Source organism: Planotetraspora thailandica (genome assembly GCF_016863335.1).
In the GTDB taxonomy this organism is placed as follows: Bacteria; Actinomycetota; Actinomycetes; order Streptosporangiales; family Streptosporangiaceae; genus Planotetraspora; species Planotetraspora thailandica.
The window spans coordinates 66,013-79,373 of the sequence record NZ_BOOR01000038.1 but is presented as its reverse complement, the minus strand read 5'-3'; the positions used below and the strand labels follow the sequence as shown (position 1 = coordinate 79,373).

General features: G+C 69.0%; 15 protein-coding genes. 9 read left to right on the top strand and 6 right to left on the bottom strand.

Annotated elements, in window-relative coordinates; translation table 11 throughout:
- The first annotated feature begins 171 nt into the window (after positions 1-171).
- Positions 172-801 (top strand): class II aldolase/adducin family protein, encoded by a 630-nt coding sequence (locus Pth03_RS25220; RefSeq protein WP_203946858.1) that lies wholly within the window; start codon positions 172-174, stop codon positions 799-801.
- A 174-nt stretch (positions 802-975) separates the two neighbouring features.
- On the opposite strand, the gene Pth03_RS25215 is transcribed toward Pth03_RS25220, so the two are convergent.
- Entirely contained in the window at positions 976-2,562 is a 1,587-nt protein-coding gene (locus Pth03_RS25215; RefSeq protein WP_203946857.1) for a DUF885 domain-containing protein, read from the bottom strand.
- A 56-nt stretch (positions 2,563-2,618) separates the two neighbouring features.
- Here Pth03_RS25215 and Pth03_RS25210 point away from each other — a divergent pair, with 56 nt between their 5' ends.
- Entirely contained in the window at positions 2,619-3,863 is a 1,245-nt protein-coding gene (locus Pth03_RS25210; protein WP_203946856.1) for a DUF4032 domain-containing protein, read from the top strand.
- Here the strand turns inward: Pth03_RS25210 and Pth03_RS25205 are convergent.
- On the bottom strand, positions 3,814-4,359 hold the full coding sequence (locus Pth03_RS25205) for a 2-thiouracil desulfurase family protein (RefSeq protein ID WP_203946855.1): 546 nt from the start codon (positions 4,357-4,359) through the stop codon (positions 3,814-3,816). The two genes, Pth03_RS25210 and Pth03_RS25205, sit on opposite strands and share 50 nt — an antisense overlap.
- A 315-nt stretch (positions 4,360-4,674) precedes the next feature.
- Between Pth03_RS25205 and Pth03_RS25200 the strand changes: the two genes are divergently transcribed.
- Genes Pth03_RS25200 through Pth03_RS25185 form a run of 4 tightly spaced genes read left to right on the top strand, consistent with a single transcriptional unit; the run spans position 4,675 to position 6,704 of the window.
- Complete coding sequence (locus tag Pth03_RS25200) at positions 4,675-5,082, top strand: roadblock/LC7 domain-containing protein (protein WP_203946854.1); 408 nt, start codon at positions 4,675-4,677, stop codon at positions 5,080-5,082.
- Between the two features lie 3 nt (positions 5,083-5,085).
- The gene (locus Pth03_RS25195) at positions 5,086-5,889 is read left to right on the top strand and encodes a hypothetical protein (RefSeq protein WP_203946853.1); all 804 of its coding nucleotides are present in this window, start codon (positions 5,086-5,088) and stop codon (positions 5,887-5,889) included.
- Between the two features lie 44 nt (positions 5,890-5,933).
- Positions 5,934-6,302: a roadblock/LC7 domain-containing protein gene (locus Pth03_RS25190; RefSeq protein ID WP_203946852.1), complete on the top strand. Its 369-nt coding sequence runs from the start codon at positions 5,934-5,936 to the stop codon at positions 6,300-6,302.
- 30 nt (positions 6,303-6,332) lie between these two features.
- Entirely contained in the window at positions 6,333-6,704 is a 372-nt protein-coding gene (locus tag Pth03_RS25185; protein WP_203946851.1) for a hypothetical protein, read from the top strand.
- Positions 6,705-6,727: 23 nt separating this feature from the next.
- Here the strand turns inward: Pth03_RS25185 and Pth03_RS25180 are convergent, their stop codons facing one another.
- Complete coding sequence (locus Pth03_RS25180) at positions 6,728-7,594, bottom strand: alpha/beta fold hydrolase (RefSeq protein WP_203946850.1); 867 nt, start codon at positions 7,592-7,594, stop codon at positions 6,728-6,730.
- Positions 7,595-7,687: 93 nt separating this feature from the next.
- Between Pth03_RS25180 and Pth03_RS25175 the strand changes: the two genes are divergently transcribed.
- Complete coding sequence (locus Pth03_RS25175) at positions 7,688-9,106, top strand: DHA2 family efflux MFS transporter permease subunit (protein WP_203946849.1); 1,419 nt, start codon at positions 7,688-7,690, stop codon at positions 9,104-9,106.
- The gene (locus Pth03_RS25170) at positions 9,103-9,531 is read left to right on the top strand and encodes a MarR family winged helix-turn-helix transcriptional regulator (protein WP_203946848.1); all 429 of its coding nucleotides are present in this window, start codon (positions 9,103-9,105) and stop codon (positions 9,529-9,531) included. Before Pth03_RS25175 ends, Pth03_RS25170 begins: the two co-directional genes overlap by 4 nt.
- Here the strand turns inward: Pth03_RS25170 and Pth03_RS25165 are convergent.
- Both Pth03_RS25165 and Pth03_RS25160 read right to left on the bottom strand, forming a co-directional pair.
- Positions 9,528-9,959, bottom strand: coding sequence for a substrate-binding domain-containing protein (locus tag Pth03_RS25165; protein ID WP_239119343.1), 432 nt, complete (start codon positions 9,957-9,959; stop codon positions 9,528-9,530). The genes Pth03_RS25170 and Pth03_RS25165 overlap by 4 nt on opposite strands.
- A gap of 67 nt (positions 9,960-10,026) precedes the next feature.
- Positions 10,027-10,428, bottom strand: coding sequence for a hypothetical protein (locus Pth03_RS25160; RefSeq protein WP_203946847.1), 402 nt, complete (start codon positions 10,426-10,428; stop codon positions 10,027-10,029).
- 148 nt (positions 10,429-10,576) lie between these two features.
- Here Pth03_RS25160 and Pth03_RS25155 point away from each other — a divergent pair, with 148 nt between their 5' ends.
- Positions 10,577-11,167, top strand: coding sequence for a Dps family protein (locus Pth03_RS25155; RefSeq protein WP_203946846.1), 591 nt, complete (start codon positions 10,577-10,579; stop codon positions 11,165-11,167).
- 102 nt (positions 11,168-11,269) lie between these two features.
- Here the strand turns inward: Pth03_RS25155 and Pth03_RS25150 are convergent, their stop codons facing one another.
- Positions 11,270-13,306 carry a phosphocholine-specific phospholipase C gene (locus tag Pth03_RS25150; protein ID WP_203946845.1) on the bottom strand — a complete coding sequence of 679 codons (2,037 nt, stop codon included), beginning with the start codon at positions 13,304-13,306 and terminating at the stop codon, positions 11,270-11,272.
- Between the last annotated feature and the right edge of the window lie 55 nt (positions 13,307-13,361).

Here is a 13,361-nt window from a genome sequence, read left to right as displayed (position 1 = left end):
GTAACCCGACTGGGATGAATCCGCGCCGACGATCACTGACTATAACCCCGTTTGTGCAGGTGGAGCAAAGGTCGGATGACCCCATAACAGATGCAAGTTAACGATCGTGCACGAGCCAACTGGTATAGACCGGGTTGTCGTTATTTCGGGCGATCGTCTAGATTCCCAACCATGGAAGAGCTCCGGCGGCAACTGTGCGAGCACGGCAGGCGCGCCGCCGACCTCGGGCTGGTCATCGGCACGTCCGGCAACCTCAGCGTGAGAGACGGCGACCTGGTGGCCGTCACCCCATCCGGCGTCGCCCTCGAACGGCTCACGCCGAAGGACTGCCCCATCGTCGACATGAACGGCACCGTCGTGGACGGCGACCTGCCCCCATCGTCGGAGACGCCCATGCATCTGGCGGTGTACGACGCCACCGGGGCGGGAGCGGTGGTGCACACCCATTCGGTGTTCGGCGCGGTCGTGGCGACCACCAAGACCGAGCTGCCCCCGATCCACTACAACTCGCTGCTGCTGGGCGGCAGCGTCCGCGTGGCCGAATACGCGACGTACGGCACGCCGGAGCTGGCCGCCAACGTCCGGGAGGCGTTGAACGGCAAGCAGGCGGCGTTGATGGCCAACCACGGGGGCGTGACCATCGGGTCCACCCTGGACAAGGCGTTCGAGGCCACCCGGCTGCTGGAATGGTTGTGCGAGGTCTATGTCCGCGCCCTCGGGATCGGCACCCCGACCGTCCTGACCGAAGAGCAGCTGACCGACGTGATCATCCGAGCCTTCACCCCCCCACCCTCCCCGTGATCATGCAGAACTTCACGCGCAGGCACCCCGACCTGCACACCCCTTGTGCGTGATCATGCAGATCTTCGCGCACACCCCGTCCCACCTGCGCCGACCGTGTTCGTGATCATGCAGAAGTTCGCCACTACGCCCTCCCACCTGCGCGGACGGCAAGCGTGATCATGCAATGTACGGCTAGGCCGGGATGACCGCCTTCCTGGCCAGCCCCAGCGGAAGCCCTCCGGACCCCGCGATCGAATCATGAAATGTCCTGAGATCTCCGGTGTAATCAGCTCGGATGCGCTCGATCTCGATCGCGCCCGTCAGATAGGACGGCGCCTGCGTCGGCCAGGCGCAGTATCGCCCGACCTCGCCCTTGGCCGTGCCCGGCGACAGCGACGCCTTGGTGGCCATGAACTCCTCGGCCTCGGCGATCGACATGTCGCCGCAGTGCAGGGCGGTGTCCACCACCATGCGGGCGGCGCGGAAGATGCGGCAGTCCAGGTGGGCCAGCTCCGTCTGGGGCGTGTCGAAATAGCCCTGCTCGTGCATGACCTTCTCGACGTAGAGCGCCCAGCCCTCGACGAAGTACGGCGTACGGAAGATCTTCCGCGCCCTCCTGGGCGTGCCCGTGAGGTACGACAGGTGCCAGTGGTGCCCCGGGTATGCCTCGTGCACCGCGATCGACGGCATCTGGGCCCGGGAGTTGGTGCGCAGGCGTTGCCGTACCTGCTCCTCGGTGAAGCCGTCCGGGGTGTAGGGCACGAAGAAGACGCCGGCCGTCGAGGTCGTGAGCGGGGGCGGCGCGAGGTAGCTCGCCACGGCGATCAGCGGCCGCTGGAACTCGGGCGACGGCAGCACCTGGCAGTTCTCACCGTCGGGGAAGGTGACCAGGTCGCGGTCGCGGGCGAAGTCGCGGGCGCGCAGCGTCTCGGCCTCGTACTCGGCGCGCATGGCCTCCAGCGTCGGCGGGTGGTCGTCCTGAAGCGACTCCATCACCGCACGCCAGTCGGCGGAGCCGAGCCGCTGGGCGACCTCGCGCATGCGCGCGTCGAGCTCGTCCCACGCCGCCAGACCCTTGTCGTGCAACTCGGAGGCGCCGTACCCGAGCATCTCCCGCTCGCGCAGGAGCGTCGAATAGAGCTCCTCCCCCATCCGCCAGCTTCCGTGCGCCTCAAAGTCGTCGAGGAAGGCGACGAGCTTGTCGAACGCGTCCGCGGCGGGTTCGGCCGCCGCCGCCAGCCGGGCCCGCAGGTCTTCGTCGCGCACCTCGGCCGGCAGGGTGACGGTCAGGAAGTGCCGTGCCGTACGGGCCTGATCCAGTCCGCGCTTGACGAGCAGGTCGGAGGCGAGATCGGGGTCGAGGTTGTCCCGGCAGGCGGCCAGCACGGCGGGCACCTCGGCCAGGCGCGCGACGGCGGCCTCGACCAGCTCCGCCTCCGGCTTGAGCCGCTGCTGGAACGGCGTGAACAACGACCCGAAGATCGCACCGAGGTACGGGGCGGGATCGCGCCGCCACTCCGGCCGGCGGGCGGAGGCGACGGAGCCGCGCAGGTGCGAGACGACGAGGCCCCGGTCGATCTCGTCGTCGAGCGAGTCGAAGGAGCCGGGCGATTCCGAGGTGAGCCGCCGCAGCCACTGTTCCTCGGCCCGCTCCCTGGCGGAGAAGCCGGCCGCGCTGAAGTCGCCCAACGTACGGTCATGACCGTCGGCTCCGAGCAGCGCCGCCCTGACCGGATAGGCGTCCAGGTACCAGTCGAGGAATTCGTCGTGCAGTGTCATAACGCTCGACTCTATCCGTGACACTTGTGATGAAAACCCCGAAACTAGGAGCAGTCGTGCCCCTGCAGATGACCGGCGCGCCCGGTGACCCCGAGCTGATCCGGCTGCCCTGGGACATCCCCCTCGAAGACTGGCCCGCCCAGCATCTGGTGACGCTGCCCCGGGGCATCTCCCGGCACGTCGTGCGCTTCGTCCGCCTCTCCGGCCGCGTCTACGCCATCAAGGAGATCAGCGCGAGGTACGCCAAGCGGGAGTACAAACTCCTGTGGGATCTGGCCCGGCTCGACGCCCCCGCGGTCGAACCGGTCGCGGTCGTGACCGGCAGGACCACCGCGGACGGCTCGGAGCTCGACTCCGCGCTGATCACCCGGCACCTGCAGTTCTCGCTGCCCTACCGCGCCGTGCTGTCCGGCTCGGTGCGGCCCGACACGCTGACCCGCCTGCTGGACGCGCTGGCCGTCCTGCTCGTACGGCTCCACCTGAACGGGTTCTATTGGGGCGACTGCTCGTTGTCGAACGCCCTCTTCCGCAGGGACGCGGGCGCCTTCGCCGCTTACCTGGTCGACGCGGAGACCGGCGAGATCCACCCCGCGCTCACCGAGGGACAGCGGTCCTACGACATCGAGGTCGCGCACATGAACATCTATGGCGAGATGCTCGATCTGGAGGCCGGCGGGCTGCTTCACCCGACGATCGACCCGCTCGCCTTCTCCGAGCAGCTCGTCGAGCGCTACAACCGGCTGTGGGACGAGCTGACGCAGGACGAGATCATCGAAGAGGTCGACTGGCACCGGGTGGACCAGCGGGTGCGCCGGCTCAACTCGCTCGGGTTCGACGTCGCGGAGATGATGATCCGCCGCAAGGCCGGCACGTCGCGGCTGCTCGTACGGCCCAAGGTCGTCGACGCCGGCCACCACCAGCGGCGCCTGCTCAGGCTGACCGGCCTCGACGTCGAGGAGAACCAGGCCAGGCGGCTCCTCAACGACCTCGACTCGTTCCGGGTGTCCAACGGCCTGCGCCACGAGGACGAGGCCATCGTGGCCCACCGCTGGCTGGCGGAGGTCTTTCAGCCGGTGGTCAACGCCATCCCGGCCGACCTGCGGCGCAAGCTGGAGCCCGCGCAGCTGTTCCACGAGGTGCTCGACCACCGCTGGTTCATGTCGGAGGCGGCCGGCAAGGACGTCGGCCTGGAGGCGGCGGTGAAGTCCTACGTCGACAACGTCCTGGTCTACAAACCGGACGAGAAGGCCCTCATCGACTCTCACGATCTGGATCCGGCCCCGGACCCGCTGTCTCCCTGAGCGTCTCCATGAGGCCGGCCAGGTGGGCGGCGGCCTCCGGGATGCGGTCCTCGCCGAAGACGCGGATGCCGTTGGCCTCCAGGAGCGCCGCCGTGACCCCCTGACCGGGGGTCACATGGCCGCGGAAGGTGCCGTCGTAGATCCGCAACGGCCCGCACGACGGGCTGCCCTCCTTGAGGATCGCCATCCGCACGCCGAAGGACTTCGCGACGGCCAGCGCCTGCTGTGCGCCGGACAGGAACGCGTTGGTCACGTCGTCGCCGTCCGGTGTCAGGATCCTCGCCGCGCCCGCGAGCACGGCGGCCCCGCCGACGCCTCCCTCGATCTCCGCGGGCGGGCGCGGGACGGGCAGTCCGCCCTCGACCTCGGGGCAGAGCGGCACGAGCCGCCCCTCCGCCCTCCAGGCGGCGAGCGTCTCGTCGTCGCTGGTCTTGGCGCCCCCGTCGTACCGCACCCGTCTGCCGAGCAGGCACGCGCTGACCAGAATCCGCTCCACGCCTCCATTCTGTACGGCTTCCGCCCGGCCCCCGTACGGCACGGCCCCCGTGAGAGGCCCGGACCGGCTCCCGTACGGGAGGGCTTGCATTGATCCACCTCGGAATCCTGAACTTTTCCGGCATGCCCTACAAATTGTCAGCAATCCGAACAGATCTCACGAAAAATAGGCACGTTCCACCGAGAGGGACAGAACTTATTCAGAGTGGATGAATCGTCCATCTGATGTCTTTTCGACTCTCCGCGACGCCGGAATGACGCCACCGGCTTCTCTAATGTTGGCCGCGCTACATCGGCTGAACGGCGAGGAGTTGACGTGATCGGGATCGAAGGCTGCCTCTCGGAGGTCATGTCGATTCCGGGCGCGCTCGACGCGATCCTGGTGGAACCCATCAGTGGCATGGCGATTCTCGGCAAGGGGGTGCCCGACCCCGTCAGGTCGGCGGCCGGCCTCACCGAGACCTTCCGTGCGGCTCTGGAGGGGGTCGCGATGGCCTCCCCGGAAGGAACCGTGCGAATAGACGACATGATCATTACCACGGAGACGAGCTACCACCTCATCAGGCCGATCGAGATGGCCGTGCAGGGCACTCTGCTGATCTGCCTGCGCATGGATCTCGAGCGCTCGAACCTCGCCCTAGCGCGGCGGCGGCTGTGCACCATCACGGACCAGCTGACGGACCAGCTGACGGCCCAGTCGACAGCACAGTCGACGGCACAGTGACCCATGGCCCCTCCCACTCTGGACGCCGTCCTGACCGGACTCGCCCGCGACAACGCCACCGGCTCCGTGCGCGTGGGCAAGGAGGGAACGGTCTACCTCACCCGCGGGCGCGTGTCGTACGCCGAGAGCGCGACCACGCCCGGAATCGAAGAACTGCTCACCGCCTCCGGCCGGATCACCGCCACCGGGGTGCGCGGCGTACGGCAGGCCTCCGGTCCCGAGGCCGACGGCGGTGACCTCCTCGTCAACAAGGGCGTGCTCAGCCGGGGCGAGCTCGAGTTCAGCGCCCTGGGGGCGACGCTGGACGCGTCGTTCTTCCTGCTGCGTTCGGGAGCGCCTCGATGCAGGTTCAAGGACGGAGACACCCACTGGCTCGGCGCGCACTGGTTCTTCGACATCCCCGGCCTGTTCCGCGAATGCGAGCGGAGGACGGAACAGTTGGAGCGCACCTGGCCGTCGGCCGAGCTCGACGACCGGCCGGTCGTCCCGGTGGAGCGGCTCGGCGGCGGACATGTCCTCCTCACCGCACATCAGTGGGAGCTGCTGGTCGCCGCGGACTCCACGGCGACCCCCGTCGACCTGGCCCGCCGTCTGGGGCGTCCGGCGTACGCGACGCTGCTCGCCGTACGGGAACTCGCCGCGGCGGGACTGCTGGCCGTACAGGCCGAGGTGGACGCGCCGGCCCTGCCGAAACGGAAGGCGGCCGGGCCCGCCCGGGACACGCCGGCCCGGCCGCGCCCACCGCAGGCGGACCCGACCGATGTGAACCTGCTCATCAGGCTGCGTGACGCCCTGGAGGCGCTGTAGTGATCACGCGCTCGTGGCTCAAGCGGGCCGGAAAGGGGGTCCCGATGGATCTGCGCCGCGACATACACGAGGAGATCGTCCTGCTCCGGAGCCGTACGCCGGAGATCACCGGTGCGCTCACCTGCACGGTGGACGGCATGCTCGTGACGACGGACATGCCGGCCGACACCGAGCAGACGGCCGCGCTCACGTCGGCGCTGCTGTCGCTCAGCCGCCGGATGACCGATCTCGCCAAAGTCGGCCGGCTCGAAGAGACCCTGGTCTCCGGGACGGAGGGATATGCCGCGTGCTATGCCGCGGGGCCAAAACTCGTCCTCACCGTTCTCGCGGGCCCGGGCGCCAATCTCGGCCTGCTCCGGAGAGAGGGCCGCAAAACGGCGGAGAAACTCGCCGCCATCGTCGAACGAGGTTAATCACCGAACATCGGAACAGGAGAAGAACGCATGCCTAATATGGACATTTCCCTCAAGGAGATGCTGGCCATCGACGGCGCGATCGGGGCGGCGGTCGTCGACTACGGGAGCGGCATGGCGCTGGGCACCCTCGGCGGCTCCAAGGAGCTCGACCTCCAGATCGCCGCGGCGGCCAACACCGAGGTCGTCAAGGCCAAGCTGCGGGCCATGGACGCCCTCCAGCTCCAGGACAGCATCGAGGACATCCTCATCACGCTGAGTTCCCAGTACCACATCATCCGGCCGCTCGCGGGCCGGAGCGGCAAGGGCCTGTTCCTCTACCTCGCCCTGGACCGCAACCGGGCCAACCTCGCGATGGCCCGGCACCACCTGCGCGTGATCGAGGACAAGCTCGAAGTTTGAGGACCACCGGGCCAGGGAGGCCGTCAGCCGGCGGCTTCCCGGCCCGTCAACTCGGCGATGGCCTCGACGAACACCGGCCACAACGCGCGGGGCATGTCGTGGCCCATGCCGGGAAACGTCAGGAGCTTGGCCCCCGGGATCGCGTCGGCGGTGGCGGCGCCGCCGGGCGGCGTCACCAGCGGGTCGTCCTCTCCGTGGATCACCAGGGCCGGGATCGCCAGCCCGCGCAGGCCCTCGGCCCGGTCGGGCGAGGCCAGGATCGCGGTGAGCTGACGCGTCGTCCCCCGAGGGTCGTAGGACCGGTCGTAGCCCATCCCGGCGACCCGGGCTATACGTTCGGCGTCCATCGGGTATCCCGGCGAGCCGATCACCTGCCACGAGGCCAGCGCGCGCTCGACCACGGCGTTCCGGCTGGATGACGGCGGCGTGAGCAGCATCGCCAGGGCCGCCTCGGTCGGCCGCCCGACACGGGGGCCGGTCGTGGACATGATCGAGGTCAGCGTGCGGACGCGGCCGGGATGCCTGATCGCCAGCGCCTGCGCGATCATGCCGCCCATCGACACGCCGACCACGTTGGCGTTCGTCCAGCCCATGGCGTCGAGCAGGCCCGCCGTGTCGTCGGCCATGTCGTCCAGCAGGTACGGCGCGGCCGACGCGTCGCCGCCGTACACCGCCGTGAGATCGGGTGCGCCGTCCAGGTGGGTGGACAGTCCGCAGTCGCGGTTGTCGAATCTGGCGACCTGGTGACCTGCGTCCACCAGAAGGTCGATGAAGCCCTCATCCCAGCCGATCATCTGCATGCCGAGGCCCATGACCAGCAGAAGGGGCCGGCCCGTGGGTTTCCCGAAGACCTCGTAGCAGATCTCGATGCCGTTCGCCGTCGCACGCATGCGGACAGATTTTCATTCGGTTTCCCCTCGCTGCAAGAGCGCCACGCGGCGCCTATATGGTTGTGTTAGTACAACTAATTGAGGAGTCTCCGTATGTCCCGCCGCAGGCGGATCCTTGTCCTGCTGATCTGCTCCATGAGCCTGCTCATCGTCGCCCTCGACAACACGATCGTTAACGTCGCCCTGCCCGCGCTCGGGCACGACCTGCACGCGCCGGTGTCCGGCCTGCAGTGGACGATCGACGCGTACACGCTCACCCTCGCCAGTCTCCTCATGCTCTCCGGCTCCACCGCGGACCGAATCGGCCGCCGGCGGACCTTCCAGGCAGGTCTGGCCTTCTTCACCGTCGGCTCGTTGTTGTGCAGCCTCGCGCCGAACCTCACCTGGCTGGTGGTCTTCCGCGCCCTGCAGGCGATCGGCGGCTCGATGCTCAACCCGGTGGCCATGTCGATCATCACGAACACCTTCACCGACCGCCGCGAGCGCGCCCAGGCCATCGGGGTGTGGGGCGGCGTCGTCGGCATCAGCATGGCGCTCGGCCCGGTCATCGGCGGCCTGCTGACCGACACCGTCGGCTGGCGGGCCATCTTCTGGATCAACGTGCCGATCGGCATCCTCGCCGTGATCCTGGCGTGGAGGTTCGTGCCCGAGTCCAAGGCTCCTCGCGCGCGCAGGATCGACCCCGTCGGGCAGGTCCTCGTCATCGCGCTGCTGGCCTCCCTGACGTACGGGATCATCGAAGGCCCGGGGAAGGGCTGGACGTCCGCGACGATCCTCGGGTGCTTCGTCGTGGCGTTGCTCGCGCTCGCCGGCCTTGTCGTCTACGAGTCGCGCAGGGAGGAACCCCTCCTCGACGTGCGGTTCTTCAGAAGCGCACCGTTCTCGGGGGCGGCGGCCATGGCGATCTGCGGATTCGCCGCGCTCGGGTCGTTCCTGTTCCTCAACACGCTCTATCTCCAGAGCCATCGCGGCCTGACCGCGCTCGACGCCGGGCTCTGCACGCTTCCGATCGCGCTGATGGCGCTGGTCTTCGGGCCGTTGTCCGGCCGGCTCGTGGGCACCCGGGGGCCGCGGGCGTCCCTCCTCGTCGCCGGCGTCTGCATGGCGGTCGCCGGCGTGCTGCTCACGCGCGTCGGCCTGGACACGCCCCTGCCCGCGCTGCTCGCGATCTACACGGTGTTCGGGCTGGGATTCGGCATGCTCAACCCGCCGATCACCAACACCGCCGTGTCGGGCATGCCGCTCGCGCAGGCGGGCGTGGCGGCCGCGGTCGCCTCGACCAGCCGCCAGGTCGGCCAGTCGCTCGGCGTCGCGATCTCGGGCTCGGTGGTCGCGTCGGCCGCGAGCAACGGCGACTTCATGGGGGCCGCCCACACGAGTTGGTGGATCATCGCGGCGTACGGCACGCTCGTCCTGTGCATCGCACTAATCACCACGGGCAGATGGGGACGCGCCACCGCGGACCGTACGGCGGAGCGCCTCACGATCATGGAACCGGTGAGCACTCCATGAGCGACGATCTCGAGACGGCGGCCAGGGTCTGGCAGGGCCTGCGCACCCTCGTGCTCGACATCCACGACAGGCGCAAGGACGTCTGCGACGCACTCGGCATGAGCTTCATCCGGATCAAGGCGCTGCGCATGCTGACCGCGGGACCGCTGACCTTGCGCGACCTGGCCGAGCGCCTCGCGACCGACGCTCCGTACACGAGCGTCGTGGTCGCCGACCTGGAACGGCGTGGCATGGTCGAGCGGATCGCGAATCCCGGCGACCGGAGGTCCAAGCTCGTCGTGATCACGGATTCGGGTGCGGAGGCCGCCGAGGCGGCCGAGCGCATCCTCGGCGAGCCGCCCGCGTCGGTGGTGGCTCTCGGCCTCGCCGACCAGGCCGCCCTCGACCGGATCGTCACGACGCTGCTCGGCGCCGACGCGGTCTAGACCGGCGTGAACCCCGCGCCCGCCAGCGCGCGACGGCCCTGGTCGGAGAGCACCAGGTCGACGAACTCGCGGGCGAGGACCAGGCGGGGCGTCATCTGAGCCGCCCCGATGAGGTAGTCGCCCCTCGCGTCGCGGGCGAACACCCGGAACGCGGGCGCTCCCGAGTGCCGCATCGCCGCCTCTCCCGCGGATGCGAAGACGTCGGCGGACCCCTGGGCGACCCGCCGGGCGAGCAGGTCGCTCCCGCCGAACGTGAAGCTCACCTTCTCACCGTGATGGGACGCCTCGAATTCCCTGCCGAGCGCCGGGAACACCCCGGACAACGAGCGGTCGGCGAACACCCGCAGCGTCTGCTGCTCGCGCCCGCCGCATCCCGGCACCACGGCGACGAGCAGGACGGCGACCAGGGTCGCGAGCGTCGGCCTCACGTCGTCCTCCTCGCAGCACGCCGGAACACCCGGATGGCGGGGTTTCGAGCGTAGCCCGTCAGGCCGGTCAGGAGGCGCCGGGACTCGGGCTCTTCCTGTGGTCCATCAGATGGAGGTCGCCGCCGATCTGCTGCCGGAGCCGGTCGAGCACCGCGCGGGATGCGAGCGCGGTCCACAACTCCCCGACCAGGTGGGGGCTGTATTCGGGCGCCTGGTCCATCCACTGGTCCTTGCCCTGCTGGGTGGCGAAGGTCGTGATGAAGAACGTGCCGATGGAGGTCGTGCAGTAGCCCTGCCGCAGTTCTTCGGCGTCGATCTGGATCTTCGGCGTGCATCCCGCCTTGGCGGCGAGCAGTTCGACCGTGGGCGGGGGCCCGGAGTCCGCCGGCGCCGCCTGCTCAGCCGTACAGGCCGTGAGGACGACGACGGGGACGAGCAGCAGGGTGGCGCGTGCGCGTGAAGGTCTCAACACATTCGAGATACGCGGGGGGTGTGGGGCCGGTTCATTGGCTCTGCCTTTACCCAATAAGTGGAAATTTCGGGATATCTGGCCGGGGTCGGCTTGCCTGGCGGACGGAACACTTTGGAAGAAGCCCTAAAAAGGGAGGAGAACCGCCGTGAGTGTCAAGTCTTCCGCCAAAGCACGCTCCCGCGCCGGGAGCCAGCCCTGGCTGCACCAGAAGGGCGTTCAGATCCAGGAATTCGGCACCGTACGAGAGTTTCCGGTCGGCCTCCCGCAGGAGGCCCGGATGCACTCCTGTCAGAGGCTCAACCAGATCCTGGCCGACACCCAGATCCTCTACAACCTCTACAAGAAGCATCACTGGCTCATGCGGGGCCCGACGTTTTATCAGCTCCACCTGCTCCTCGACAAGCACGCGGAAGAGCAGCTCGAAATCGTCGACAAACTCGCCGAACGCGTGCAGACACTTGGAGGGGTCGCGGTGGGCGATCCCCGTCACGTCGCCGAGATCACCGTGATCCCGCGGCCGCCGGACGGGGTCGAAGAGGTTCCGGCGATGTTGTCACGGCTGCTGGAGGCGCACGAGATGATCCTCATCGCCGCCCACGACGCCGCCGCCACGGCCGCCGACAAGGGCGACGACGGGACCAACGACCTGCTCGTCTCCGACGTCATACGCACAGGCGAACTGCAGGCGTGGTTCCTCGCCGAACACCTGGTCGACACCCCCCTGGTCCACGCCTGACACCCCCCGGCGCCTTTTTCCCGTGATCACGCACGGCGTTTGTGCAGGCCGGCGCAGGCCTCCGCGAACTTCTGCATGATCACGGGCAGGAGGCGGCGCAGGTCAGTGGGCGTCCCCGCGAACTTCTGCATGATCACGGGCAAGGGATGGGTCGGTGATGCTGGGGCGGCCGTTCTCTATGTGGCCCATCAGGCGGCGTGCCCAGACCGGGTCGCCTTCCACGGTCACCATCACGTCGTACCAGCCCGTCTCGGTCGCCCAGTCGACCTGGCGGGTCTCCCCCGCCGCCAACCGCACGGACAGGGTCTCGCCCCCGTACGCCAACGGCGCCACGGTGACCTCGGCGGGCTCGTTACCCGCGTTGGCGACCTTCATCCGGACCACCCGCGCCGTGGCGTCGATCTCGCTCGCCAGCTCGACCCGATCGGCGAGGCCGCCCCGGTAATGCCGCCGGAACCCGTTCGGCCCGGTCAGGACGAGGTCGTAGACGTCGGTCGGGAAATAGATCGACTCCCGGTGGGTGTCGACGACGTCGAAGTGCTGGGGTCGGTCGAGCTCGCCCATGTACCCATAAAGCGCCAAATGCGCGCTCGAGTTCCCGCTGTTGGACATGGTGATGTCCACCGCGCGCCGCCGGGCTCTCGCCCACGCGTCCGGCTGGTACGGCAGAGCCCGCGCCGGCTTCGTCCCCGGCTCCTGCACGGGCATACGCTGCTCGTCCGGGACGACCGGATACCACCGGCCGGGCGTGAAAGCCCCGTCGGCCGGGGTCTCCGGCATGATCTCGGGAACCGGCGGCGCGGCGACCGGATTGGCGAAGTCGAACGCGGAGGTGAGGTCGCCCACGACCTGCCGGCGCCACGCGCCGAGGTCCGGCGCCTTGATGCCGAGCCACGTCTCGAGGAACCGCACGGTCGAGGAGTGGTCGAACGTCTCGGAGCAGACGTGGCCTCCGACGCTCCACGGCGACACGACGATCATCGGGACGCGCATGCCCAGGCCGATGGGCCTTCCGCTGACGAACTCGCCCGGCGTTCCCTCCGGCGGCACGGGCGGGGGCACGTGGTCGAACAGGCCGTCGTTCTCGTCGTAGGTGATGAACACCGCGGTCTTCGCCCACACCTCCGGATGGGAGGCGAGCGCGTCCAGAACCTTATAGATGATCTTGCCGCTCTCGACGGCGGACGAGCCTTCGGGGTGCTCGGAGTCGGCCAGGGAGGTAACGATGTAGGACACCTCGGGCAGGACGCCGTCGGCCACGTCGCCGATGAACCACTCCCCCAGCCCGCCCGGCCTGGCGCGGCGCAGCGCGCGGTCGTAGAGCATGCGGTCGGCGGGGGCGAGCGCGGCCACCCGCCTCTCCAGCTCGGTGAGCAGCGGCTCGGGGTCGTCCGCGGCCTGCACCGCCTGGTAGAAGGCGTGCATGCTGGTCTGCCCGAGTTTCGCCATGACGGCCTTGAACGGGGCGTAGAACTCCAGGTTGTTGCACTGGTAGTTGTCCCATTCCTGGTACACCTGCCAGCCGTACCCGGCCTGCGTCAGCAACTCGGGCACGGTGGTCCAGGTGTAGCCGGCGTGGCCGTCCTCCTCGCAGGCGTCGTTGTCGACGGCGCGCTGCCCGGTGCCCGGTTCGAACCCGGTGTAGCCGGAGACGTGGTAGTTGCGGTTCGGCGTCGTGGAGGTCAGCGCCGAGCAGTGGTAGGCGTCGCAGATCGTGAAGGTGTCAGCCAGCTCGTAGTGGAACGGCACGTCGCGACGCTCGTAGTAGCCCATCGTGGACGCGCCCTTGTTGGGCGTCCACCCGTCGTTCCATCCACCCGCCCACGCGTTGTGCGTGCCCAGCCAGCTGTGGTCGTGGCTGTCGAGCAGCATGGGGTCGGCCCCCGTGGCGCGCGCGGCCTCCCGTACGGAGAACGGCAGCACCCCGTCCTGCTCGAACATCGGCCGCAGCGCCCTGGTGGGCAGCACGTTGCGGTCGCCGTAGCCCCGCACCCCGCGCAGGTGACCGAAATAGTGGTCGAACGACCTGTTCTCCTGCATGACGAACACCACGTGCTCGATGCTGGAAAGGCCGCCCGGAGCGGCGGGCCGCGCCAGCGCCCGCTGCAGGGACGGGGGAAGCATGGATCCGGCCGACATCGTGGTGCGCCCCTCCGGAGACGTTTCGGTCCGACGGGCCTCAACGCTAACAGCG